At 55.7% G+C, this 23,556-nt stretch carries 25 protein-coding genes; 11 read left to right on the top strand and 14 right to left on the bottom strand.

Features of this window, described 5'->3' with window-relative positions:
* The 3 genes from AAAX72_RS09880 to AAAX72_RS09870 form a co-directional block, all read right to left on the bottom strand.
* On the bottom strand, positions 1 to 288 hold a 288-nt coding region (locus AAAX72_RS09880), incomplete at its 3' end, for a hypothetical protein (RefSeq protein WP_349130205.1).
* A 1-nt stretch (position 289) separates the two neighbouring features.
* The gene (locus tag AAAX72_RS09875; protein WP_349130204.1) at positions 290 to 1,966 is read right to left on the bottom strand and encodes an ABC transporter ATP-binding protein; all 1,677 of its coding nucleotides are present in this window, start codon (positions 1,964 to 1,966) and stop codon (positions 290 to 292) included.
* A 462-nt stretch (positions 1,967 to 2,428) separates the two neighbouring features.
* Positions 2,429 to 3,628, bottom strand: coding sequence for an MFS transporter (locus AAAX72_RS09870; RefSeq protein WP_349130202.1), 1,200 nt, complete (start codon positions 3,626 to 3,628; stop codon positions 2,429 to 2,431).
* Positions 3,629 to 4,259: 631 nt separating this feature from the next.
* Between AAAX72_RS09870 and AAAX72_RS09865 the strand changes: the two genes are divergently transcribed.
* Together AAAX72_RS09865 and AAAX72_RS09860 are read left to right on the top strand one after the other, a co-directional pair.
* Positions 4,260 to 5,525 (top strand): DUF4143 domain-containing protein, encoded by a 1,266-nt coding sequence (locus AAAX72_RS09865; protein ID WP_343001640.1) that lies wholly within the window; start codon positions 4,260 to 4,262, stop codon positions 5,523 to 5,525.
* 851 nt (positions 5,526 to 6,376) lie between these two features.
* Positions 6,377 to 7,027: a hypothetical protein gene (locus AAAX72_RS09860; protein ID WP_349130201.1), complete on the top strand. Its 651-nt coding sequence runs from the start codon at positions 6,377 to 6,379 to the stop codon at positions 7,025 to 7,027.
* A 551-nt stretch (positions 7,028 to 7,578) separates the two neighbouring features.
* On the opposite strand, the gene AAAX72_RS09855 is transcribed toward AAAX72_RS09860, so the two are convergent.
* The 5 genes from AAAX72_RS09855 to AAAX72_RS09835 form a co-directional block, all read right to left on the bottom strand.
* Positions 7,579 to 8,262, bottom strand: coding sequence for a hypothetical protein (locus AAAX72_RS09855; RefSeq protein WP_349130200.1), 684 nt, complete (start codon positions 8,260 to 8,262; stop codon positions 7,579 to 7,581).
* A 232-nt stretch (positions 8,263 to 8,494) separates the two neighbouring features.
* Positions 8,495 to 8,749 carry a hypothetical protein gene (locus tag AAAX72_RS09850; protein WP_196022204.1) on the bottom strand — a complete coding sequence of 85 codons (255 nt, stop codon included), beginning with the start codon at positions 8,747 to 8,749 and terminating at the stop codon, positions 8,495 to 8,497.
* Positions 8,750 to 8,764: 15 nt separating this feature from the next.
* Positions 8,765 to 9,388 carry a DUF1700 domain-containing protein gene (locus tag AAAX72_RS09845; protein ID WP_349130198.1) on the bottom strand — a complete coding sequence of 208 codons (624 nt, stop codon included), beginning with the start codon at positions 9,386 to 9,388 and terminating at the stop codon, positions 8,765 to 8,767.
* Positions 9,375 to 9,695, bottom strand: a complete 321-nt coding sequence (locus AAAX72_RS09840; protein ID WP_349130197.1) for a PadR family transcriptional regulator — start codon at positions 9,693 to 9,695, stop codon at positions 9,375 to 9,377. Before AAAX72_RS09840 ends, AAAX72_RS09845 begins: the two co-directional genes overlap by 14 nt.
* Before the next feature lie 416 nt (positions 9,696 to 10,111).
* Positions 10,112 to 10,504 (bottom strand): hypothetical protein, encoded by a 393-nt coding sequence (locus AAAX72_RS09835; protein ID WP_349130195.1) that lies wholly within the window; start codon positions 10,502 to 10,504, stop codon positions 10,112 to 10,114.
* A gap of 1,516 nt (positions 10,505 to 12,020) precedes the next feature.
* On the opposite strand from AAAX72_RS09835, the gene AAAX72_RS09830 reads away from it, so the two are divergent.
* The 7 genes from AAAX72_RS09830 to AAAX72_RS09800 all read left to right on the top strand — a co-directional run bounded on the left by AAAX72_RS09830 (position 12,021) and on the right by AAAX72_RS09800 (position 18,405).
* Positions 12,021 to 13,610: a LuxR C-terminal-related transcriptional regulator gene (locus AAAX72_RS09830; protein ID WP_349130194.1), complete on the top strand. Its 1,590-nt coding sequence runs from the start codon at positions 12,021 to 12,023 to the stop codon at positions 13,608 to 13,610.
* A gap of 109 nt (positions 13,611 to 13,719) precedes the next feature.
* Positions 13,720 to 14,232 carry a hypothetical protein gene (locus AAAX72_RS09825; protein WP_147347815.1) on the top strand — a complete coding sequence of 171 codons (513 nt, stop codon included), beginning with the start codon at positions 13,720 to 13,722 and terminating at the stop codon, positions 14,230 to 14,232.
* Between the two features lie 53 nt (positions 14,233 to 14,285).
* Entirely contained in the window at positions 14,286 to 15,167 is an 882-nt protein-coding gene (locus AAAX72_RS09820) for a hypothetical protein (protein WP_349130192.1), read from the top strand.
* Between the two features lie 38 nt (positions 15,168 to 15,205).
* Entirely contained in the window at positions 15,206 to 16,003 is a 798-nt protein-coding gene (locus AAAX72_RS09815) for a DUF2705 family protein (protein ID WP_349130191.1), read from the top strand.
* Positions 16,000 to 16,644 carry an ATP-binding cassette domain-containing protein gene (locus AAAX72_RS09810; protein ID WP_055250770.1) on the top strand — a complete coding sequence of 215 codons (645 nt, stop codon included), beginning with the start codon at positions 16,000 to 16,002 and terminating at the stop codon, positions 16,642 to 16,644. The genes AAAX72_RS09815 and AAAX72_RS09810 overlap by 4 nt, the downstream gene beginning before the upstream one ends.
* Before the next feature lie 5 nt (positions 16,645 to 16,649).
* A complete protein-coding gene (locus tag AAAX72_RS09805) occupies positions 16,650 to 17,309 on the top strand; it encodes a DUF5028 domain-containing protein (RefSeq protein ID WP_349130189.1) in 660 nt (219 codons plus the stop codon).
* Between the two features lie 385 nt (positions 17,310 to 17,694).
* Positions 17,695 to 18,405, top strand: a complete 711-nt coding sequence (locus AAAX72_RS09800) for a hypothetical protein (protein ID WP_196033720.1) — start codon at positions 17,695 to 17,697, stop codon at positions 18,403 to 18,405.
* Here the strand turns inward: AAAX72_RS09800 and AAAX72_RS09795 are convergent.
* From AAAX72_RS09795 to AAAX72_RS09785, 3 genes are all read right to left on the bottom strand, one after another.
* A complete protein-coding gene (locus tag AAAX72_RS09795; RefSeq protein WP_349130188.1) occupies positions 18,353 to 18,814 on the bottom strand; it encodes a DUF1648 domain-containing protein in 462 nt (153 codons plus the stop codon). The two genes, AAAX72_RS09800 and AAAX72_RS09795, sit on opposite strands and share 53 nt — an antisense overlap.
* Positions 18,815 to 19,213: 399 nt before the next feature.
* Positions 19,214 to 19,495: a DUF1778 domain-containing protein gene (locus AAAX72_RS09790; RefSeq protein ID WP_196033714.1), complete on the bottom strand. Its 282-nt coding sequence runs from the start codon at positions 19,493 to 19,495 to the stop codon at positions 19,214 to 19,216.
* Positions 19,495 to 19,761 (bottom strand): hypothetical protein, encoded by a 267-nt coding sequence (locus AAAX72_RS09785; protein ID WP_196033711.1) that lies wholly within the window; start codon positions 19,759 to 19,761, stop codon positions 19,495 to 19,497. Before AAAX72_RS09785 ends, AAAX72_RS09790 begins: the two co-directional genes overlap by 1 nt.
* A gap of 217 nt (positions 19,762 to 19,978) precedes the next feature.
* Here AAAX72_RS09785 and AAAX72_RS09780 point away from each other — a divergent pair, with 217 nt between their 5' ends.
* Both AAAX72_RS09780 and AAAX72_RS09775 read left to right on the top strand, forming a co-directional pair.
* The gene (locus tag AAAX72_RS09780; protein ID WP_196033708.1) at positions 19,979 to 20,563 is read left to right on the top strand and encodes a recombinase family protein; all 585 of its coding nucleotides are present in this window, start codon (positions 19,979 to 19,981) and stop codon (positions 20,561 to 20,563) included.
* A 224-nt stretch (positions 20,564 to 20,787) separates the two neighbouring features.
* Entirely contained in the window at positions 20,788 to 21,366 is a 579-nt protein-coding gene (locus AAAX72_RS09775) for a hypothetical protein (protein ID WP_349130186.1), read from the top strand.
* Between the two features lie 53 nt (positions 21,367 to 21,419).
* Here the strand turns inward: AAAX72_RS09775 and AAAX72_RS09770 are convergent, their stop codons facing one another.
* From AAAX72_RS09770 to AAAX72_RS09760, 3 genes are read right to left on the bottom strand one after another with little or no spacing between them, the layout of a single operon-like run.
* A complete protein-coding gene (locus AAAX72_RS09770; protein ID WP_349130185.1) occupies positions 21,420 to 22,142 on the bottom strand; it encodes a metallophosphoesterase in 723 nt (240 codons plus the stop codon).
* Positions 22,142 to 22,867: a metallophosphoesterase gene (locus AAAX72_RS09765; RefSeq protein WP_349130184.1), complete on the bottom strand. Its 726-nt coding sequence runs from the start codon at positions 22,865 to 22,867 to the stop codon at positions 22,142 to 22,144. The genes AAAX72_RS09770 and AAAX72_RS09765 overlap by 1 nt, the downstream gene beginning before the upstream one ends.
* Entirely contained in the window at positions 22,864 to 23,502 is a 639-nt protein-coding gene (locus AAAX72_RS09760) for a hypothetical protein (protein WP_349130183.1), read from the bottom strand. The genes AAAX72_RS09765 and AAAX72_RS09760 overlap by 4 nt, the downstream gene beginning before the upstream one ends.
* Between the last annotated feature and the right edge of the window lie 54 nt (positions 23,503 to 23,556).

Genomic DNA, 23,556 nt, shown 5'->3' with positions numbered 1-23,556 from the left:
GTACCAACCCGACGTATAGCTGATTGCCTCTGCGCCTAGATAGTCGTAGCCCTTGTTGTAGCGAAGCTGACGGTAGGTCGTGTCGTACTCTGCTACGTAAAACGTGTCTCCAGAGAAGGCTTTGTACCGGTCCTTAACCGTCGAAGCCATGTACGCGGGTTCGACATCGCCTTTCTCCCCGTTGAGCGCATAGACGGGTGCCGCGATTCCGCATAAAGCCGTTGCCACGAGGATGGCGTAGACAGCCATGCGCGACGCATTGGACTTCAGCTGTTCAAATAGTTTCATGTCATTCACCTCGCTCGTATGTATCGAGGTATTCCTGCTTGAGCGTCTGCGAGGACGACTTGATCTTTTCCACGAGCGTGCCGGCCTCGATGAAGTAGAACGAGTTGGTGAGGTCTGCCAGGTCGTCGAGCAGATGGCTCGAAATGAGCACGCTTCGTCCCCGCGCCACCTCGCTGCGCATCGCGTCGCAGGAGGTTTTCCGCTTTCCCGGATCGAGGCCGTTCAGCGGTTCATCGAGGATGAGGTACGGGCAACCGGTCGATATCGCCATGGCAAGCTTTACCTGCTGCTTCATTCCTGTCGAGAGTTTACGGGTCGGCTTGTCGAGATATGGGGAGATTCCGAGGGAGCTGCAGAGCGAGTCGATGTCGGCGGCCGATTTCCACGCCTCCCTAACGAAAGCAAGGTGCTCGATGGCCGATAGCGTGGGATAGAGATCCGTGCCGCCTGAAGAGCTCAGGTAGACGAGTTCTGCAAATTCGGCTGATCGACGTTGGCTGATTCCGTCTGCCGCCAGGCTTCCCGAGCGGATGCGGGTGGGAAATTGGCCCGACAGCGCTTCAAGAAGGGTGGTTTTCCCCGAGCCGTTGGGAGCAACGAGGCCCGCCGCCGTTCCCGGGCTCAGGAAAAGCGACCCGATTGAAAGTATCGTCGTGCTTCCGTATCCCACGCTCGCGTCCAGAAGCTCGAGCCCATGGTGCTTTTTCGCGGGTCCAGGCTGTTTGGGGGAACGTGCCGCAACGGCGCCGACCGCAAAGAAGACCGCGACGTATGCCAGGGCCACGGCAAGCATCGATGCGCTGCCTGAACCGGAGCCAATGAATTCCGTCGGGAAGCATCCCACGTAACCCGTTGCCTCGATAGGCGAGAACACGGCCAGCGGCAGGAGCCCGAGCGCGGCATTATGCCCCAGTGCCGAATCGGACAGTAACGGGAATGCCGGGGCCGCGACAAGCAGCGCGGAGGCAAGGGGGTCCGCGAGGACGCGCCTCGTTGCGGTCGATAGGACGGCGGAGCAAACGGATATCAAGGTTCCGCCCGCAAGCAGCGCGAGAAGCAGGGCCGTGAAGACGTCTCCCGCGGTCGTGGTGGCAAGCGCGCCGTCATGGAAGAAGGCGATCGGGTACCCAATTTGCCCGAAGCCGTTTAGGGCCAAGGCGCAAATGCCCCCGGGTGCAAGGCCGGCGAGGAGCATCGCGGTCCCCGCGCCGATTATCGAAAACACGATCTGGATAAGGCGCCGGAATTTGGGCGCGGGCGCCTTCGCCGCCAGGGTCGCAGGCCTTGTGGCGCCGAGCACGAGTATCGACGAGAGAAGGAAGGGGATGAAGGGAAGGAAAGACGGCGCCGTGGCAATGGCGTAAGGCAGGAAGGAAAGGAATGGCAGGTCGTTTGCGGAGGCCGGGATATCCGTGATGCCGGAGCTGCTCAGGGCGCGGCAATACGCGAGGTCTGCGTCATTGGTCTCTCGGTCTCCCACGATGGCCCCGGATTGGAAGCCTTCGCCCATGAGCGCGTAGTAGCTCTCGGCAGAATCGAGAAAGGCGGCGTCGGTTTGAGCGGCGAGGGCGGCGTTCGCGTATCTTGCAAGCTCCGCGTCAGCTTGCTGCTCTGGCGATAGGTCTATGCCGCTGGCCTGGGGCGCGCGCGTATTGAATGCGTCGACAAAGCTCTGCATGCCCTGCTTCATAAAGAAGGGCCCGTAGATGGGTGAATTGAACGCAATGGGGACGGAGAAGGCTACAGCAAGAACGAGCGTAGAGATCCATACGGCCCTGTCTCTTAGGATTAGCTTGAGAAGAAGTCGACAGTACATTTGGAAGCACCTACGTTCCTCAAAGAACTGTTAGATTAAAAGTAACAGACCGGATGAAGATACGTGCGACGGGGGCGAGGCGAATGGCTGAACGGTATCGATACGCGGGTTCAACGGCATCATATTGACCACATAGATTATTAACTTGCTTGACTTGTAAACCTAATCGTCCTGTCATCATATTCAACTTCGAAAAAAGGGGAATGAGGGCATCCCGATGCATCGAGTATTACTGGAACCCCGGCGATACGCTGAATGATTTGTGACGAATAGTCATGTCCATCAAGAAGGCTCGACGCTTCGGGCAGCTCGTCAATCGATATATCAATTCTTGGAGACATGTATTCCTACCATTTTCAATGAAACAACGGCGGTAATCGCTATCGCGATTGCGCCAATAATACCGAGCGCCATCTGAATGGGGTATAACCCCAACATATGTCCAAATACGGAGAAAAACAATGCGGAAAAGAGGGCCCTTACCAGAGACGCGGCGGAAAGGATCGTCGCGCGGAGATCGTCCGCTATCGCGTCTTGGATTAAGTTTTCCGAAGTGATGTACACCACTTCTGGGAGAAAGCAAAGCACCATGCTAAGGCCAAACAAACACAGCGGATTCGAAGCGAACCACGGAAGAATCATGAAAAGGCCAGCCTCGATTAGCATCGAGCCGAGCATGGTATTTCTTTTCCCGAAACGCGACGAGAAGAAATCTGCTGCAATGTAGGCCGTCGCATTTACTGCATAGGATGCACCGAAAAAGATTCCTATTATGGAGACGGGAGCATCAAATGCGTCGAATACCAACTGATTCAAGTTGTAATAACTCCCATAGAATCCATCGAGCATGCTTGTGCCGATTAGAAGAAGCAGTACCGCAAAAGCGGATTCTCCAACACGCCAGGTTTCGCGTCTGAACATCTTGGCTGTGTCAAACCTTCCCTTTTCAGAGCTTTCAGAACGGGTCGCTTCCGTCCTCTCAATGGGATACAGAAGGAAAAGCTGCAGGAGATAGAAAATGGAGACACATACGTAGAGGGCGCTCCAAGATACTTGGGCAATGAAAGATCCGAGCACAATTGCCATTCCCGTAGCGATTGATTGCGCGGCAAGCAACCGAGCATTGATGGTGAGGAAGCGCTCTCCTTGACCGGCATTCCGGGCAATTTCATATAAAAGCGCTTGTTCGGATCCCGATTGAAGGGAGTAGGCGAGTGCCTCAACAAGGGAAAGCACGACAAGAAAGGGACCTGAGAGCAACAGCATGCCAGCCGTATGGAAGAAAAGCAGCAGCACGCCCACTTGAATCGAAAACTTCTTTCCAAAGAAATCGCCTATCAACCCTGTTGGCAGCTCGAGGACGACCGTTGCAATGTTAAACAGGGCTTGATAAAGCGCGATTTGCGTGACAGACATTCCTTTCTCCGCAAGGAAAAGTAGAAACACTCCCCGATTTAAAACAAATCCCGCGAGAACGAAAAAGGCGGAATAGATGTGCAGTTGCGTAGTGGCATTCTTATTCATTTGACACTCCTAACGACTATTTTTGTCGGGGTGCTCGCCACTGATTCGAAGCCTGAAATGTTCATGGTCTCAATGAAGAGCTGATAAAGCTTTTGAACAGGGTATCGATAGGATAGGACATCCTGCGCTCTTTCTTCTCGACGAACTATTGCCAGCCGGTCGATTTCGAAACAAGAAATCGCATAATACACCCCAGCTTGATCTAGAGTTGCCGTATAGCTCTCTGCAACGGCAAATGCATCACGATCGCGATGCATTTCAAAAATATCTTCAATGCTTCTACCATCTCGATGAATCATAAGGTAGGTTGCGAATTTAAAATGGTCTATCAAATTAAAATACGTATCAGCACGCGCGAGCACGTCAAGAATGTCGTAATTTTCGTTCCTGACTGTGTATAGATGATTGAAATGAAGAGGTGACAGGCTGTTCGGGTCAATTCCGGCAGCAAGTAAATCTAAATAATACTGAGATTGCCGCAGTACGACGCGCGCCTGTCGTGGCTTGACTCGTCATGTTTAATCTGTTTCGTTAACTGAAATGCGTAAATCTGGTTAATCAAAAAAGCAAAATCTGGTTAAATGAAAACTGTAAATTCGGTTAAACGTGCTGGTAATCAATGGTGAAAAATATGCCAAAAAAGTACTACACTCGAATTATCGAAAATGAGCTCGACCAGATGCTAGGGATATTCGGTGCCGTTCTCATCGAAGGACCGAAATGGTGTGGAAAGACAACCACAGCCGGGACCCGTGCGGCGTCCAGGCTCCTTCTCATGGACCCGTCGCGCAACTTCGAGAATCGCTTGCGTGCCGAGACGGATCCGGCGCTTGCCGTTTCCGGCGAGGTGCCGCGGCTGATCGACGAATGGCAGGAGGTCCCGAAACTTTGGGACGCGGCGCGGTTTGAGTGCGACAATCGCGGCGGCGAGCCTGGCCAGTTCATATTTACGGGGTCGGCGACACCGCGAGACAATGAGCGGCCGATGCACAGCGGTGCTGGAAGGTTCGCTAAATTGCGCATGGACACCATGACGCTTTTCGAACTTGGGAAATCTAGCGGTGCGGTTAAGCTGTCGGGTATTATTTCTGGCGAAAAGTTCAATGGCGCTTTCGGATCGTTGGATTCTGCCTCGATTGCCGAGTGCGTTGTTCGCGGTGGATGGCCCGCGGCGGTCGGGCGCGATGTGCTGGCTGCGTCGGCGATGGCAAAACGTTATATCGGCATAGTTGCCGAAGAAGATTTGTCTCGTGTTGATGGCTCTCGGCGCGATCCTGAAAAGGTCAAAGCTGTTATCGAATCGCTTGCGCGTAATGAATCCACTCTGGCGACACTCAAGACGCTTGTGGCCGACCTTGGTGGAGATGTGTCGAGACAAACGGCGGCATCGTATATATCTCTTCTCGCACGGGTCAGCTTCGTTCGCGATATTCCCGCATGGAATCCAGCAATGAGATCTCCTGTGCACTTAAGAGAATCAAAGAAGCATCATCTTGCTGACCCGTCACTGGCGGCCGCTGCGCTCGGGGCGACTCCGGAGACCTTGCTGCTAGATTTCAAGACGCTTGGACTACTATTTGAATCGCTGGCGCTCCATGATTTGTGGGTTTATGCACGAGCAAACGGAATGAGCCTCTACCACTATCACGATTCTCGCGATCTAGAGGTCGATGCAGTCATTGCGGCTCCTGGCGGGACCTGGATCCCGGTTGAAGTTAAGCTCAGCTCTGCTCAAATCGAAGAGGCATCTGACAATCTTGTTGCTGTCGAGGAACGTATGGTTGCCGCCGGAAACAACCCGCCGGTTTCGAAAGTTGCAATCATTGGATTTGGTTCACAAGCCTATGTTACCGACCGCGGCGTCCAAGTTGTTCCGTTGGATGTGCTCGCGCCGTAATGCTGTTGGCGAAGTGAAATTAACGCTTCAGTTTTTAGATCTGGTTTCTGAGATCTAAAACGCGAAACTCAAAATCTCATCGTCTGGTTCTTCGTTTGATTCGAATCGCGCCCGCGCAAAAGTCGAAACGGCGCGCGCGGGCGTTTCGGTTTTTCGTTTCGCATCTCAACTCGCGTCAAAACAAAACGCGAGTTTTGAAAATCGATAGCGACTCTGGTCGCGATCATAGGCGGCTTGACCGCCGCATGAAAATCAACTCGCCATTCGATTCGCAATGCGAGCCGCGTCACCTTTCGACAAATCCAACAGCGCTGCGAGTCACGCTAACGACTCTCCGCGCCATTGAAATTGTCGAAAGGTGCCTCAACTTTTTCGTAAGCGTATCGAAAAACGATTCGATAAAGTCGAATGTTTGCGGCGCGGGCGCCGCAAACCCGCTTCGCAGCAATGCAAACACTCGGCACCCCTCGCATTCGCATTACCGCTCCGCTCTCGCTACAGCGAATTTCTAACATTCAGCATCCTTCGCGTTAAAAATTCGCTTCCGCTCACGGTCTTCACGCAGTTACAACGCCGCGAGGCCTCTCGCTTGGAATGAGGCTTCTCATTCCACGTCTACACTGCGTTTCGCCCAATCACCGTTCCGGAGATTGCAAGATGTACGTAAATGGCCATAATTACATGTAAACATGAACTATGGCCATTTACGATCTTGCTTTTCCCTCCTACGGGAAAAGAAAACAGGCAAAGCTGAGTTCCGTTTCGCGCGAAGCGGTTTCGCCTTCGAGAAAAATTCAGCGGACTTTTCCAAATCTTGTTTCGGAGGCCACTCCGAAGCTGAAGGGATAAAAATGAGACGAAGCGAGAAAGTCGAAGCGACGTTGACCGCTGAAGAAAAGGAAATTCTTCAGCACCTCTGTGACGAAGCTGGTTGCACGGAAGCTGAACTAATCCGCTCCGTTTTGATTAGCCGTTCGATTGCTCTCGACGATCTTGAGACTGGAAAGAAAATCGAGCACGAGAAAAATAAAGCGCTGCACAACTGCAAGCGCAAACACGCTCCAAAAAAATCTGGCGAGTGCGGTGAAGCCATCGCCGAGAACGCCGAGAAACGTGACGTTTCGTTTCATGTGATGCTGACCGCTCCAGAAAAAAAGGCGATCGAACAGCGGGCGGCAGTGCTTGGCATCTCTGTAAGCGAGTTGGTTCGCCGCGGTGCGATCTACGGAAAGATTGAATCATTCAATTTCGATATTGCTGAAGTTGAAAAACTCCATCATGAGTTATTGAAGGAAGGAACGAACCTCAATCAGCTGATGTACTTTGTGAACGCCCAGGGGCTTCCCGCGTACAACGAGAAAGCTGTTTTCCGAACGCTTGAAAAGGTTTATCAAAATGCTCGAAAGGTTGACCGGTTCATCGAGGAACTTGAAAAGCGTTATCACGTCGATTATGTTCCACATGATTATCCGGCAGATGAACCTGACAACAGAAATCTTTAAGTCGGAGCGCAATTGGATCAGATTCAGAAGTGAGTGCAATTACTCGTTTAGCTATTTCTGATATTTCATAAAACGGCTTTCGGAAAATGGAAGGAATGATTTTATATATCTGAGAACGTTCAGCTATAACTACTGAGTAAAAGTGAAAGGAGATAGCAGAAGAGATTGACAGTCATTAAACAGAAAGCAGTCAGCTCGTACCTATACTTCGCGAATGATGCGCACAGCGCCATTGCAAGACCGATCGCAAGGCCAACAGCCGCTATCTTTGCATAGCTCCTGCCCACGCGTCCCAGTTTTCGGCCTAAAACGGAATGCATCCCCGATTTTGACCCTTTCTTGATCATCAGCTTCATCTCCATCAAGAACGCCGGCAATGAACACCAGGGCGCAGCAAGCGCTTGCGAATCAGCGAGAGAAGCGATGAAACGGGAATCGGCTCTCGCAACAAGCCAACGCCGCGCAGAAGAGGCGGAGGCGCACATTTCGCAGGGAACCTCCCATTCGTTGTTTTATCGGGATGCTGTCAAGGCAGCGTCAATGCGTTCGACCTAAACCTTCTCGCTTGTCGAGGCTTCGTCTGCAGGACCATCGGAATCGATACGGAATCGATCGGCATACCATTCATCCGAAGCAATCACCTTATGGAGCATCTGGAGATGCAGGTCGACATAGTGGCAGAACGCCTTGCCGCATTCCACGAGAGGCACATTGTTTCTCTCCTTGGACTCGGCTCCAAAATTAAACTCGACCTTATAGCCTTCCCCAGGCGCACCCATGCTCGGCAGAATATCAGTAGAAAAGTGGACGAATCCAGACGTCACCTTGTATACATCTTTTACCTTTGGATCGAACTTCTCGAGTAAGTCTTGAAGTCTTCCATCGGACATCTTCTCACCCGAGAAATCTTTCAGCTTGTTCACAGGCACACCTTGAAACACCTGCTTGAGAAAGTCATCTTGGTCTTCGGCGGCGAATAACGCGAATGTCCGCAGACAGACTCCAACCTGCGCGCGGAGAAGCTGGGCGACGCAAACAAGATTCCTCGACTCGAGCATGGAGATAAATCCGTCTATCAGTCTCATCGCATACTCAGAGGAGGATGCCAGATATAGATCCCATTGGGTAAAGTCACCGTTCATGAAGGGAATCACTGCATTGCGCTCGGCGACTCTCAAGGCACTCAGGCTTTGTTCTATTTTCTCAGCTTCTTGTTTGAACTGTTCGCTATCCAAAATGCCCCCAAATGCCAACTTCTCAACAAATCAGAAAAAGCAAGAGAGACAGGGTTTAGGTCCATGCTCCACTGAACCCGCACTTCCAGTCGAGGTACCCCTCCTCGGAAATCGCCCCGGAGTCCTGTCTCTCGCGTCCCTCACGGAACTGTCCATATCAGCGTAGCCAATCCAGGTTCGGGTTTCGCCGGCTTACGCAGCTTGGCGGACGGGCCGCCCGGGCTCGCTGCGCCTAGGGCGCGGCGGGGTCCGCGACGTCGGAGGTGTCGATCTCGCCCAGATTGGCGAGCTGGCTGACGAACGGGATGCTCTCGGGGTCGTCCGCCTCGACGCCGCCGAGCACGATGGTGCTGTCGCGCATGTCGATTTGGGTCGTGAATACGGCCGGGTCGAAGCCCGAGGCGATAAAGCCGATGCTCGCGAGGACGACGCCCGCGGCAACGAGCCCGCCCGCTACGGCGAGGTAGATCTTCTTTGCGCTGGTCATGGTATTCGCTCCTTTCTACGCCGCGAGGTGCGCGGCAGTGCCGCCCTTCTCGCCCTTGCCCTTCCAGAAGGGCGAGGCGGCCTTCCTCGCCCAGAGCGCCGAGAGGCGCGCGATTTGTTTTGAGGCGGCCCAAGCGCCAGCACCAACGAAGAGCGCCACGCCGACGAGGCCGAACCCCACGCCCGCCGAGGCGAGGGCGTACGGGAAGTGGCCGATGGTGACGCCGCTTACGGCAAGCAGGAGCTCAACTACGCCCACGCCCCCGAGTGCCGCCGCGACGATCCACACGCAGAGCGCCAGCACCCAGATGCAGATATAGACCGTGACGGCCACGGCGGCGAAGGCGGCGAACAGCGGCACCCACACCGGGGAGCCCACGATGGTCAGCACCCACAGCAGCGCGGTGCTGCGCCGGCGCGTCCTCGCGATCACGCGCGGCACGGCGGGCAGGTCGTCGAGCGTGGCCTCCGCCACCTCGCCGGGCGTGCCCATGGCGGCCACGGCTTCCTCCTCGCTCATGCCGTCCTCCATGCGGTCGGCGATGGCCTCCGCGTAAAACGCCTTGGTCTCCTCCATCTGTTCGGTCGGCAGGCAGGCGAGCAGCTCGCCCAGCCGGCCCAGGAACTCATCGCGCGTCATGGTGCGCCCCCTCAACGTATGCGTAAATCTCCCGTACGGACGGCCACTCGGCCAGAAACTCCTCGATGCGCGCACGCCCGGCGTCTGTGATGCGATAGTACCGACGCAGCCGCCCGTTGTGCTCGACGGAGCGCGCCGTGATGCATCCGGCCTTCTCCAGGCGCTTAAGCAGCGGGTAGAGCGTCGACTCCGTGAGCCCCATGCTCGCCGGCACGTCCTTCACGATCTGGTAGCCGTAGGACTCCTCGCCGGAGACGGCCGCGAGCACGCAGGCCTCCAAGAAGCCACGCTTCAACTGGGCCTCCATCCGCACACCTCCCTTCGTCGTATACTGTGCTACGCATACTATACGATGCAAGGTATTAGGCGTCAACTATCACCATGAAGATTCTCCGGTCCCTGTGCGCAGTCGTAGATAACCGCCCGTCCCGAGCGAAAGCCATAGGCGGCAACGCGACCTGAAGCCGGCGCCGCGCCTCGAAATCCGGGGTACGGCTCCCCTTTCGACCCAACCAAAGGATTCGAAAGACCGAAGATGCCAAGAGAGATCCGGCCAAGACGATACCGGGTGGTTTTCAACCCTGCCCACGGTCCGCGAGCTCAGGAATACTGCCAGCAGGCCGTGGAAAAAGCTCCAACCGAAAGAAATCATCGCCAGATGCCCTAGCTCGTAAAACGTCCTCGTAAAGCGCTCGTGAGCGCACCCGAGACCGCATGTCTCCACTATAAGCGCATTCTTTTGGCGTTTTGTTCCCGAAGCAAGAGACCGCCGTCGGCCTGGCGCACGACCCCCATCAGCACGACGCCGTTGTTCTCCCGATGGAACAGGACGGCACATTCTTCTCGTTCATGCAGGTAGACAGTGCCATCGGCTTGCGTGTATCTAATATGCTCAAACATCACGGCATGCATGATAAGGTACGAGAAAAAAACGGAGGAGACCACATTCGTCCTCCCTCGCGAAGGGGCTTTATTTCTCCCGCTCGACAGCGTCGATCCTGCCGTCCCGTCACTCCAGTTGCACTCAACCTTCGATATCGACGCGCAACGCGTGCCGCCGCGTGACGCGACTTCGCGTCCCATCGCCCTCGGGAACAGAAGCTGGGGCAGCTTCAAAAACTCACCTTAAACTCAGGGCTTTGAGTTTTCGTTTTTGTCCCCAAGGGTGCGGCGGGACGGCTTTGATGGCTCGATAACGCCGAAAACGCCCGCTTCGAAATTCAATCCCCCCCCTTAGCGCGCAAGCCGCCAGCTGCAACCGTAAGTGAATCAACGCAGGTGGCTTTCAAGCTGTTTGCAAAACTCCAGGTCGTAAGTCTTCATTGCTAGCAGGAGAAATGAGTAGTCTCAGGTGGCTTTCCCATGGGTCACGGAGCGGGCTGGGGGCTTTGCTTGCGTCCAGATCAATTTGTGTGAGTTCGAACTCCTGCGCGGGCGATGATATGAAGTAGATGGTTTTCCGCTAGGAGGGTTTCCGGGTGCCCTCGAGTGCCCAAAGCCGCTCCATGTACGAGTTACGGTCTACCCAAGCCATCATCTGCTCCTTCTCGGTTTCGAAACCGAGAAGGCAATAAGCACGAGGATACGTCGGGAAGCAACCAACAGCAGCTTTATACCGCTCCTCTCTTGTATTCACGCCAGCGCGCGCTAAAAGGTTATTGGCGGCTCATTTAGCTACCTCCAAGTGTCGGGGAAGTCCCCGGCTTTTATCTATTTACATTAGGAGTCCCATTGGCCAAGGAGCTCAACATCTTTGTCAACAAGAGCGGCAACCGTGACGGAAAGGCTCGCTAGTTATTTGCTCTCGCTCGGCGCACATCGGAGCCGCAGGTAAGGCACATGCCGGAAAAATGAGAGTGGATAATCTCCCACTTTGAGCCTAACTTGGAGCTCAAAGTGAGAGATTTTCCGAACCGGCGCTCAAAAGGAAACCGTATCCCGCTTTGGGGCGGGGGCTGCGGAAAAATTGGCCCGTGATCTGGTTCGGATTGGAGTATGCGCGAATCGTTGATGTTGACCGGTGTGAGCATGGAGATAGATGAGTGGATCGAGCGATATAATGACATGCTATGGAGGCCATATGCTCTTTTCCCGCCGTTCTGCCACATCTGCCTGCGCCATTGTGCTTATCGTAATGGCGGTTACCCCTTATCACAGGTTTTCATCTTCAATCGGCTTGGCATCAGGCGCAATGACCTGGCTCGTTATCCTTGGCGCATGCCTCGCGGCGTTTGGTCACGGTGTTGCGCTCCGCAAGGGGAGAGAAATAAGACGGCCGGGTCGCCTTGGCGTCTTCGGTGTTTTCCTTGCTGCTATTGCGGTGGTTCCCGAATGGGTCGACTTGGCCTTCTATGCTCGCGGAGATTCTATTCCATTCGTGTTTGCGCCTATCTGGCTGTTGCGCGGCGTTTCGTGTGCCTTGTGCTTCACTGGGTCGCTGCTCCTCTCATATGTAGTTTGGAATACGGCGGGCTCTCCTTTGATACGGGGGACGGCGCGGGACGGCGAAAGGGGGACCCGCCGACCGCAGAGCGCGCTTTTTGCAGAAACAATAGTTGTCCTGTCTTGCCTGCTGTTTTGCTGTCGAGTTTCATGGAGAGTCGTTCCCGAGCCATGGGGGATGCCCTCTGTAATGGCCGCATCAATTGGCCTTATGCTTTTAATTCCTCTGGTCTATCTCGTATTGGCCGCGGTCCCGCTGCTTTGCTGTCCCCGCGCCTTTGGTCGGGGACAGAGCGACGTGTTTGCCCGTTCTGTGCTCGTGGCAGTTCCCATTGGCCTTGTTCCGGCTGTCGAGGTGGTATATTTTGCAAGCGGTGCCACGGTCATTGCATCACTGTCGATGGGGTCCGCTATTGCTGTTGCCGCCTTCGTATACACATTGCTAAGGGAGAAACGGGACAACAATTCGGATACCCCTCGCACGTCCGACCCATTCGATGCGGGGGTGTTTTCCCCTGCCCTGTCGCCTCGAGAAGAGCAGTTTGTTCGACTGCTGCTCAAAGGGAAAACGCCGGCGGAAATTGCCAGGGAGACGGGTACGAAGCCATCGACGGTGCGGACCACGCTTCACCGAGCATACGGGAAGGCGTCGGTTGCGGGCTCGCGTGAGCTGGTGGCGCTGTTTGCGGGTGGGGGCGAAGCTGTAGAGCCTGAGCTGCCGCAGCGGCATGCCGGCGATATGCTGGCATTAACTCGGACGCGCCGGCTGCTTCGATATCTGCCCACATCTTTTTTTATTTTCCTTGCGGCAGGTCCCTTGGTAATGGCGAATAGTGATTGGGGATCCAGTGTTACGCGGGCAGTCGCCTTTTCTCTCGCAAGCTATACATTGGGCCTCGGACTGTTTCTTTCGCCGTATTGCGCGGTTGTAAAGACGAATCATGACGCTGATCTGGATAGAGTGGATGGGGCGATTGAGCTCGGAGGTCCGTGCATGTGGGCGATACTGTCTGCTGCGGAATGGTCTTTTATCTATATCACGGCATTGATGTGCATACGCGTTCCGTTGATGGCTGTGCCGGTCCTGTTTTGCGGCGTGGCGTCTACGGCTTCGCTCGCCGTTGGGCTGCGTCCGTTTAAGGTGCATGCCCGTGCTCGGGCTATCGTGCCATTGGTGTCAATAGGTGTCGCTGCTTCAATCTATGCGGCCAGTAGGGGGCGAATTCATGGGTTCGTGGTGCTGGCGGGGATGCTGCTCACATATGTAGTGCTGCGAAGCTGTCCGCAGCGCAAAATGCTTGGGGTATGGATGCTTTGCTTTGGGGCGACGGCTCCTGTCTGGGTCGTCTTGCTCAACGTGGCGCAGGATCTGATGGTTTTCGAACCGCTGTTCCTTACGTCGTTGCTGGGGCAAAGTTCTGCTGTCAATGTCGTCGTGGCAACGGTGGTCGTCTGCTGGTCTGTGCCCATGTTCGTCACGCACATCGCGCTCGCCCACTCGGTTGAGAACGAGAGGGCCGTCTTGGAGTACCGTGCGAATGGGTTCACCGAAACGGCTCGCGTGCGCCAGCTGGCTTTGCTTACATCGCGCTCCCTTTCTGATGTTCAGTCGAAAATTTTGCTGATGACGGCAGAGGGCGCAACGACAAAGACCATTGCGGAGGACGTAGGTTATGCTGCATCTACGGTGCAAGCGTTGCGATCCGCATCTTATCGCCAGTTGAAGATCAAGAACAAAGCGGAGCTTATTTCATTGTTATCGCAGGTGGATAACGTGTAAACGCCTGGATTATCAACTCAATAGCGAGTGTTTACAGACATCTTTCTCCATTCATGCAAAGGTTACCGTGCGTCGACGCATTGTTAACCGCTTTTGATTGGAGAAGGCCATGATTAAGCCAAGGAGCGCTATTGCTCGAATCGGAGTCGGCTTGGCGATTGCAGCGGGTCTGTCCCTAGGAGTTCCCGCTGCATCGTTTGCACAAGAGGAGTTTGACACCTCTCAGGTTTCCAGCATTACTCAAAACGCCGATACGGGAATTACGACCTGTACGAACAATGCCGATAAGGCATTTAGTTTTCAATGTGCCGGGACGAGTGCAACTGGCTACCGTCAAAAGGATGATTCCTCATCGCTCTATCTGGATATCCAGGGCTATACGGGAAATCCGCTTCGGTTATATACAGACGGTGCGTATAACACAAGCGGTAGCGGCAGCATGAATTGTACTCAGGGAACGTATCGTTCGAATCACAAGGGACAGTGGGAAATGTATAACCTCGTCCGTGAGAACGGGCGATCTGCGGCGCGACTGACTGCATGGGCGGAGTCTGGCTACGGCACTGTTATTGGTGTATGGAGCCCCGACTGCGTCGGGCATTTCCACAAGCTTCCCGCATAGTTGTTTGAAATGGCTCCCTTCCGGCTTTCTGGGCCGGAAGGGGAGGAGGACGTATGAACCAAAAGCTCGTAAGATACGAACTGTCGAAAACGATAAGACGTCCAGCTTTTATCTTTGCTCTCTTGATTGCAGTCGCAGTTGCAATAGCTGCCGCGCTGGAGCCGTGGGCAAATTTGGAAAAAGAACGCCACAACCTTCTTTCTTTTGGTTACGGCGTTGGCGTGCAAGCCAAAAATTATCTCGGTCAAACACGTGAAAGCAGCTTCGGTAACTGGATTGTTGTGAGCGCGAACGCGCCACTGTCTGCGTCGGTGTTTTTCTATGCACTGCCCCTGCTTGCAATGTTGGCTGGATCTTGGTCGTGCCTCTTTGAGCGTTTGAGCGGTTATGACATGCAGATATGCACGCGCGTTTCCAGAAAGGCGTACGTGAACGTAAAGATGCTGTCTGCTTTCCTCTCCGCGTTTACAGTGACTGCCATTCCTCTGCTCGTCAATTTCCTGATCGTCTCGATGCTTTTTCCTGCGTATCTTCCTCGGGTCGATGAGTCGACTTACGTAGGACTTTACCTGCATAGCTACTTCTCCGGTCTATTTTATTCGCATCCCTTGTCATATGTGCTCGCATACACGCTGTTCGATGCTGTCACGCTCGGGACTTTATCCATGGCTGTAACTGGCTTCTCAATTTTGTTTCGTAGCAGAATCAAAGCGATAATTGTCCCGTATCTGCTAATGGTTGCGTGGCATTTTGCAAATGGCTGGATCTTCGGCGTAATGGCTTGTGTGGGGTTTAACTGCAATATCCTCAACAGCATCAGGTCGGAATCGCTGAATAACTGGCCAGACATTCGAGCCGGTTTTGCGGAAATCATATTATTGACCCTTGCTTCGTTGGCTTTTTCTGGGGTGTGGAAAAGACGCGAGGTGGTCTGATGCTGTTTAGGCTGGTCACCGCGGACCTGAGGACCGTTTTGAAGAAGAACATCATTACCTTTATTGCGATTGCGGCAGTGACCGTTGCGAACCTGGTGTACGCCTACGGTTTGTCTTCTGTGTATGGGGTCAGGACGGATACCTTGGGGTTTGCGGACAATCTTGCGCTCGTGTTTGCCGGATCTGCTCCGTTTGAGCCTAGGCCCGGGGTCATGTTTGTGCCTCCGCTAGGATGGCTATTTCTCATTCTGCTTATTCTCTATGCAACACTCGATTATCCCGCCGAATCGTTGCACGGGTTTGGTTTGCAAACGCTTGTCCGATGCCGGGCGAGAACCCTTTGGTGGGTCTCGCGTTTTATCTCAGTGGCGGCGATAACGGCATTTTCGCTGCTCGTGGTGGTTTGCTCTGTTGTGATTTGGAGCTTGATGGTGAGCGCCTCGTTCAGTGCGGTCATCCATGGCGAGTCGCTTCAGCTGGCTAATTTGGCGCCGTGGTTTCTCAAGGCGAGCGAAGCAGGTGCACTGCCGTTTTTCGCAGGTCTCTTTCTTGCTTTTGAGGCGCTTGCGTTTGTGCAGGCAGCGATTGGCTTTGTACTTGGGCCGTCGGTCTCGTTTGCGGTTTTAATGAGCTACCTGATCTGTTCGGCATTTGCGCGGCATTGGGTGCTGTTAGGCAACGCCCTAATGCTGTTGCGCTGGGGCGGAATTGTCAAAGAGGGAATCGCGACGGGCTCGAGCGTCTTGTTTTCAATTGTGATTATGTCGTTATGCCTATCGTTGGGTGGACTGTGGTTTCGAAGGGCCGACCTTATAGAAAAGGGGGACAAGATATGAGCGTGATCGTTAGGGACGTATCGAAGCGCATGGGCAAAAACGATGTTCTGCGCAACGTGTCCATCGAGGTTGACCCTGGGACTGTGGTCGGGCTTCAGGGGATAAACGGTTCGGGCAAGACCATGCTTATGCGAGCGGTCTGCGGATTGATTAGACCTACCGAGGGCGAGATCATTATCGATGGTCAAAGACTTGGGGCGGATATCTCGTTTCCGCCGAGTCTTGGGATGTTGATAGAGGCTCCTTCCTTTTTAGGATATCTGTCTGGCTACGACAATCTGGAACTCATAGCTCAAATCAAGGGCGTTGCCACCCCCGAAGACATTCGCTCCGCCCTGCGGCTCGTGGGGCTCGATGCAGACGAAAAAAAGAAGTTCCGAGCATACTCGCTTGGGATGAAGCAGCGTCTGGGGATAGCTGCGGCGATTATGGAAAAGCCGAAGCTGCTTGTTCTCGATGAACCAACGAATGCCCTCGACGAAGCAGGCGTGGAAATGCTCAAGCGTGTTGTGGCGATGGCGGCATCAACGGGTCGCGAGGTTCTTCTGTCTAGCCATGACGGAGAGGTGCTCGAGGAGCTGGCCGATCGGGTTTACTGCATGCGCGACGGTGCCGTTGTGGAAGTTCGGGAAAGGTCGTGAGCGCGATGAAGAAGACCCTGTGGACGAGAAGATCGGCGCTCGCGCTTTTTTGCTGTGCTGCTACCGGCCTTGCGGGCATGAGGGTGAGCGTCGTTAACAGGAATCGGACAGTCATTCCTGAGAAATATTACGCGGAGGGCGAATGGCTCTCGATGGATGGAGCGTTTCTGGGATCGAAGGATGTGGTGACTGATGGGTATTCGTTTTGCATAGATGGAGCAGAACTACTCACGCCACGCGAGTATCTCAAACGAGCACATGACGATTATTCAAAATATGGCACCGTGGATACGAAAACGAGACTGAAGGATGCCGACATCACGTGCGTTATCGCCGTAAAGATGCGTGTCAGAAATAGGGATAATATCGACGGTGGAATCAAAGCGTATGTTTGGCATCTGGTTCCGGAGTCTGCGCCAAACTATGATTTTGTAGTCAATACCGATCTGATAACGCAAGCCATGCCGGTCCTTGGCGGCTCTGCTGCGTTTGCCGTGGAGGTTGGGGCGGAGAACGAGTTGCTCGTCCCATTCATGATGCAAAACACCAACGACTATTTCGAAGGTTACGAGACCGTCCGTTTTGAGAAGGCTTTTCCTGGGACTTATACGATGAAGATGACCGATCTGCCAGAGAGAAGGCTCTTAAGGTTTGAAGTGAAGTAGCTCGAAGATCCCGCGGTTCGCGACGAGCTCCTTGCGCGCCGCGGCTACGCAAGGGAGATTCGCAACCGCTATGCCGGCTCCGTTCCCGATGCCGGTGACGACCGCGTCCGCGCCACCGGCCAGGCGCACGGCGGTAGCGCCGTGTCGCGACAGATGGACGATTGCGTCGTCGATCGCGGTGACTACTCGCGCGGCGATACGCCCCGCTAGTTTTGAACTGTCCTGCCCTAGCGCGTTGCAATTCAATCAGCTGTTACAGAATCCTGGAAGAAAGGGTCGAACCGAAGTGTCTGGCCGGACGCCAATTGTCCGGGAACTGCTTCGGATTCGACCCTCTTCTACTTTACTTCCATGGCCATGCGGAAGGCTAGTACTCCTTAACCGGATGCTTCTTACCGAAACCACCGTCGATGCCGAAACGGCAGAGCCTGTCGATGGCGCGAAGGTGCTCATCAATGGCGTTGGCGATCTGAGTGTCAACGATGCTGTCATAGTCGTTAAGGCTGCGGACCGCCTCGTCGGCGGCCATGAAGGCCTTGATGGCTTGATTGAACTGAGCCTTAAAGATGTCGAGCGTGTGACCGGGGTTGTCGCGTCGCCGTTTGAGGCTCAGCTGTCCTTGTTGCTTGCGACGCCGCGCGTCGCCGGTGGCGAGGGTCTCAGATCCTTTAGCAACAATGCTCGCATTGTCCTTTCGGGCAAGGCAGCGCGTTTGGCCGGGCGCTACAACTGCTATGCAGACTTCCTATTTGAGGAGACGGGTGACAAGAAGCCGCTTGTCGTCGAGTGCCAAGGCAGGCTTGTGCACAGTGGGGCCGATGCCGCAATGTCGGATTCCGATCGCGCCACCGCATTGCAGCAAATGGGTTTCAACGTCATGTTGCTGACGTATCAGCAAATCGCCGATGAGAAGAACTTCGAGATAGTGAAGCGCATGTTGTTTGAGGAGATCGGCTTGGAGTATCGCGAGAAGACGGACGCCAGCTTGATGCGCAGCGCAGTCTTCGTCGCGAGCTCTTTATCGATTGGAACACGCTGGGGCGCTAAAGTTTCCGAGCCTTGCCCTTACCTCTGCTCTTGCGAAACCTTGCAGTGAATATAAGGGGCGTTGCAATAAGCAATAGTTCGAATGCAACAGCGCCGACAATCATCGCCTTGCAGTCGTCGGACAACGGGTTAAGGGCCGCAAGCAGCGAGAAAACGCCGCACTCGAGCTCAAACCAGGCCACCGAGCGAGCACTTGCGAGATACCAAGCATCCTTCTCGTCGCTCTCGAGACCGGCAGGCTGGTTCCAATGCTCTGGACTGACCAGATGGAGAACGAGGGCCAAAAGCGCGATGCAAGCCAGCATGACAATAGGGAGGAGCAACAGCTCGACAGGAGAGCCCCAGCGGTTCGGCTGCATGTCAACGCCGTAGTGGACGGGGACCTTCTCTCCGGTGGGCACTGCTGCGATAGCAAAACCTGTCAGCACGACGCTGCAAGCGCCGGTTAGCCACCCCATCGCTTCTACTATGCGAACATCCTTTGTTATCCATGGCGCTTTTTGGGCATAACCCCTCCTTCTCAACTGCGGAGGCTCGGTCTGCCATCTCGCGCTCGAGCCGATGTACGACTTCCATTAAATCGCTCATGCTATTCCTTTCCCTCGGGTGTTCTGTCTAATATATCGCCCCGTGCGGACACGATTCTCACCTAAGGAATGGCAATGGTGTGTTCATAAACACGCAGATAGACGACTTAACAGGATTCGATTTACGGGGCGATTGAACCTGTGGTGGTGCGGATGCCCCGACCCGCGGCACGACTTAACCGCCGTTATGTTAGCGACATGTCTAACATAACGGCGGCGCAGGGCGCTCACTCCCTGCGGCAACGCCGATTCCGGGAAGGCACGCCGGGGCTATGCCGACCTGAGTATCCTCTCGGCCTTCTCGATCGCGGCCGAGCGCAGAAACTCCGACTTCCGCATCCCGCACGCGGCGGCCGCCCTCTCGATGAGGTCGGCGCCCGTCTTCGGGCACTTGAAAGACAGGTTGGCGTTGGCCTCCACCTCGGAAAGCCTGGGGCGGCCGACTCGGAGGTTCACCAGGCTCCCCTCCCAGGAGCCGGATTCGTATTCCGCGCACTCGCGCTCGATGTCCTCATCCGTGATAACGGATCCGTTTGCAAGCCTATATTCCATCAGTAACCTCTCCTTCTCGCGTTCTCGATCTCCCTTAGCGTCTTCTTGCTCGGCGGCGTCATGGCGTGGTAGACGAGCCACGCGCCGTCGGCCAGGAGGACACCGACCATCTCGATGTACCGGCCTTGCGGGTCGTAGCCCGTCCGCATCTCGCACTCCCCGGGTATGCGGACGGCCGCGAAGCAGTAGCTCTCCCACGCCGCCTCGACATCACCGTCATCTAGCTCGGGGTGTCGCTCGTGAACTCTCTGGTGTATCCGGACCATGAGCCTCCAATCTTTACGATAATATTCTACTACTATTTGGTAGTAGAATATTATCCGTCCCAACATATTCCATTAGCCGTTCGTCCCAAAACGTATGCTGAACGGCACTTGCAAATCGGGCGGTCGAGACCGTGCAAATCGAGTGTCAAAACCTAGTGCCAAAACCATCCTGTCAAACCTCATGGGAAAATCAAACTACGAGGCAGGAGGCTAAAAAATGACGCGATACGGCTACGCACGCGTAAGTACAAAGGAACAGAAATTAGATCGCCAAATCGAAGCGCTGGTCAATGCCGGCGTACCCTATGGCCATATCTATAAGGACAAAGAAACTGGCGGTCGTGATGGTGACCGCACGCAGCAGAAAAAGTTGTTCAAAAAAATGAAGCGTGGCGATGAAGTAGTCGTCGAGTCTTGGGAGCGTCTATCCAGATCGACCAGGCAGCTGCTCAACTACGACCTGATGTTCCGAAACCTCGGGGTCAAACTGACTTCCTTGAAACAACCCGTTGATCTGGATACCGCGTTCGGCCGTTTCGTCTTAGGAACCCACGCCTGCACAGCCGAACTTGAGCGCGACCTGATCAGGCAGCGTCAAGCTGAGGGAATCGCGATCAAGAGAAGTCATGGCGGCAACGTCGGCGGTCGTCCGCGCGTCGCAGACGTCAAGGTCGATGCGGCCGTGAAGCTCTACCTCGCCTGCGAGACGCCTATCACTGACATCTGCGCCGCCACGGGCATCTCGAAATCGACGTTGTACCGCGTGCTCCGTGAACGCGGATTGGTGGGCGTCAGGAAATGAGCCCGTCCATCGTTTCGCGATCTGTCAATAAGCTCGAGTGCAGCGGCGTTACTATATAAGAGTGCGGTATTTCTCCAACTGAAACCCTGCGTGAACGCATGACCTGAGACGCCTTTTTAGAACTCACCGATCGCAGGATGACTACAAATCAACAGCGGCCGTGCATTGTCCCCAGCCGTATGGCATGGCGAAGCCATGCCCTTTGTTGATTGGAGTGCTGCACCATGGCAGACAATCCGAGCGAGAAGAAAATCAGCGAGACATCCGGCGTGAAGGCCGTCCTCGATGAGGCTGCCGAGCGGATCGAGGCGACATGGCGGGAGAAGCTGCTGCGCGAGACTGCCGACCTCAGGACCGAGAACGCACTGCTCATGGCCCAGGTGGATGAATTCAGCCGCAAGCTCGCCGAGGCGACGGATCGGAATGAAAAGATTGAGGCCGACTGCAATGAGCGGATTGCCTTTATAGAGGAGAAGTTCGAACTCGATACCGCGAACCTCGAACTCGAGAACAACGAGCTCCACGCCGCGAGCGTCAGATATCTCGCTGATGCCCGGGAGCTCGACAGACAGGTCGTCCAACTCCATGCCGAGGCCGTGGCCATGGTCGATGAGATCGAGCGCCTGCGCGGCGAGCGTGACGCCGCATTGAAAACCCAGTCCGAGCTGAACGACGCACTCCTGGCCCAGCGCAACCTGATGGCCGAGGTCGCCGCCCTCAAGGACCGCCTCGCCGCCTCCGAGCAGCGGGCGGCCGTGGCCGAGGCCAAGATCGAGGTCATGACCCAGATGAAGATCGAGTAGGCCGCATAGCATCTAATTTTCTAGAAACCCCCTAGAGCATTTCTAGGGGGTTTCTAGAACTGAGAACCGGGCGCAGCACTTTCGATCGGCACGATGTCTCGATAGACCAGACGGTGCCTGTCGTCACGCCACTCGTCACCGTGGTAGTGCCCGAAGAACCAAGCGCGGTAGCCGAGCCGCCCATCGAGCTCGCCCAGGAAGGTTTGCAGCTGATCCCCACGGTACTCACGTCCGCGCTCCCGGCACAGCTCTCTGGCCAGGGCAGCAGGAGCCTCATGCGTCACCACGTAATCGACCCTCCAGCCTACGCGGTTGAGCGAGGCGCGGCAGTGTTCCGTCTCTTTCTCGCTCGGCATCTCCTCGGGCCACCAGCTCCTCCCCTCCTTGCGATACTGCCTGTCGTTGCTCGCGGCGCCGCCCATGGCAAGGACCGTGGTTCCCGCGATGTCGAACACCCCTCCGCGCATGAGGTGCAGCACGTGCGGTCGTACCTCATGGACGAGACCGCCGCTCCACTCCCGCACCGGCAGTTCTGTCAGGGCGTGGTGGTTCTCATGGTTGCCGTCTACGAAACACGTGGTCCAGGGCTTCGACTCGAACCAGTCGAGCCAATACCTCTCAGCATTCGAGCCGTCCCAGACGAAGCCGAAGTCGCCGGCCACGATCACCGCGTCATCGCGCGTCAGCGTTCGGCCCAGCGGCCAAGACCTGAAGGCGAACCTGCTGGCCCCGTACTCGGCCCTGCCGTGCACGTCTCCTGTCACATAGACAGCCATCAGTACGCGCCCCACGGCAGGAGTTTGTCCCCGAGCCTCACGATCCGGTCGTACAGCACGGTATGACGTTCGTCCGGGTTGCCGTCTCGGTGAAAATGGCCGTAATACCAGCGCTTGTAGTCCAGGCGATTCTCGAGCTCGTCAAGGAATTCGGTCAACCGGTCCACATCAGGGCGCTCCCAGCCTGGGTCCGGGTAGAGCGTCGGCGAGAGCATGCGTGTGGCGCAGGTATGGGTGATGACGCAGTCGACCTTCCAGCCGACCTCGTCGAGCTTTGTCCGCGCGGTATCGAAATCGCGCTCGTCCGGGAGCTCCTGAGGCCACCAGCTGGAATAGGGCACGCGGTATTCCCTGTCCACGCTCGTGGCACCGCCCATGGTGAAGACCGTCGAGCCGTCGAGCTCGAAGACCTCTCCGCGCATGAGGCGGCGGATAGACGAAGTATCCGACAGGCGCTGCGTCAGCCCGCCGTGCCACGGTTCCATGGGGCGTTCCTCCCAGTGGTCGAAGCGCTCGTGGTTGCCGTCGACGAACAGTACCGTGTAGGGGCGCGACTCCAGCCAGGCGATGTCGGCGCATTCCTCGGCAGAGAAATCCCACGGAAAGCCAAAGTCGCCGGCGATGATCAGATAGTCGTCGCTGCCAAGGCTATCCCCAAGCTCCCAGTCGCGGAGCTTTTGCATGTCGAGCCCACCGTGGATGTCGCCCGTCACATAGACCGTCATCGGATCGCCTCTTTCCGCTTGTAAGCCGCCAGCTCACGCTCGACCTGCCTGTCGCCGGTCTCGTTGACCCACCAGGGCCATTTCACCCGGCCGCACGGCTCGTCGACTCCGGCGAACCATTCCCTCAGCTCGTCGAGGCTCACCGGGGAGTGCCCGTTGGCATCGCAACCGACGTCGTAGCGCAGAAGGCCCTGCTTGCGGTTGAACTCGTTGTACGCGCCGCCGCTGCTGTGGATGTGCCCGTGGAGGTGCCACGATCCATGGTTCATGCCCTGCCAGTCGGCCATGGGGTAATGGCTCAGGACGATCTTCTGCCCGTCGATCTTGAGCACGCAGATCGGCGGCTCCACGGTGAAGGCGCCCGCGACCGCCGGCTGGGTCCAGTCCTTGTCGTGGTTTCCCGGGACGAGGTGGATGCGCCTGCAGGCGATTCGCTTGCGCAGCCCGTAGGCGTCCTGGGCGGTCATCTTGAATGAGAAATCCCCCAGGATGTAGAGCTCGTCGTCCACGGCAACCCTACCGTTGATGCTGTCGACGATGGCGTCGTTCATCTGCCAAATCGTCTCCCACGGGCGGTCGGTGAACTTCAGCACGTTCTCATGCCCGAAGTGGGTGTCGCTGGTAAACCAGATCATATTTATGTCTCCTTCTGTCGCTAAAAAACGTTCTCCTTCGAGGTCAGGAGACGT

This window comes from Collinsella sp. CLA-ER-H8 (assembly GCF_040092335.1).
In the GTDB taxonomy this organism is placed as follows: domain Bacteria; phylum Actinomycetota; class Coriobacteriia; order Coriobacteriales; family Coriobacteriaceae; genus Collinsella.
The sequence above is the reverse complement of the archived record's forward strand: the minus strand, read 5'-3'. Positions and strand labels throughout refer to the sequence as shown.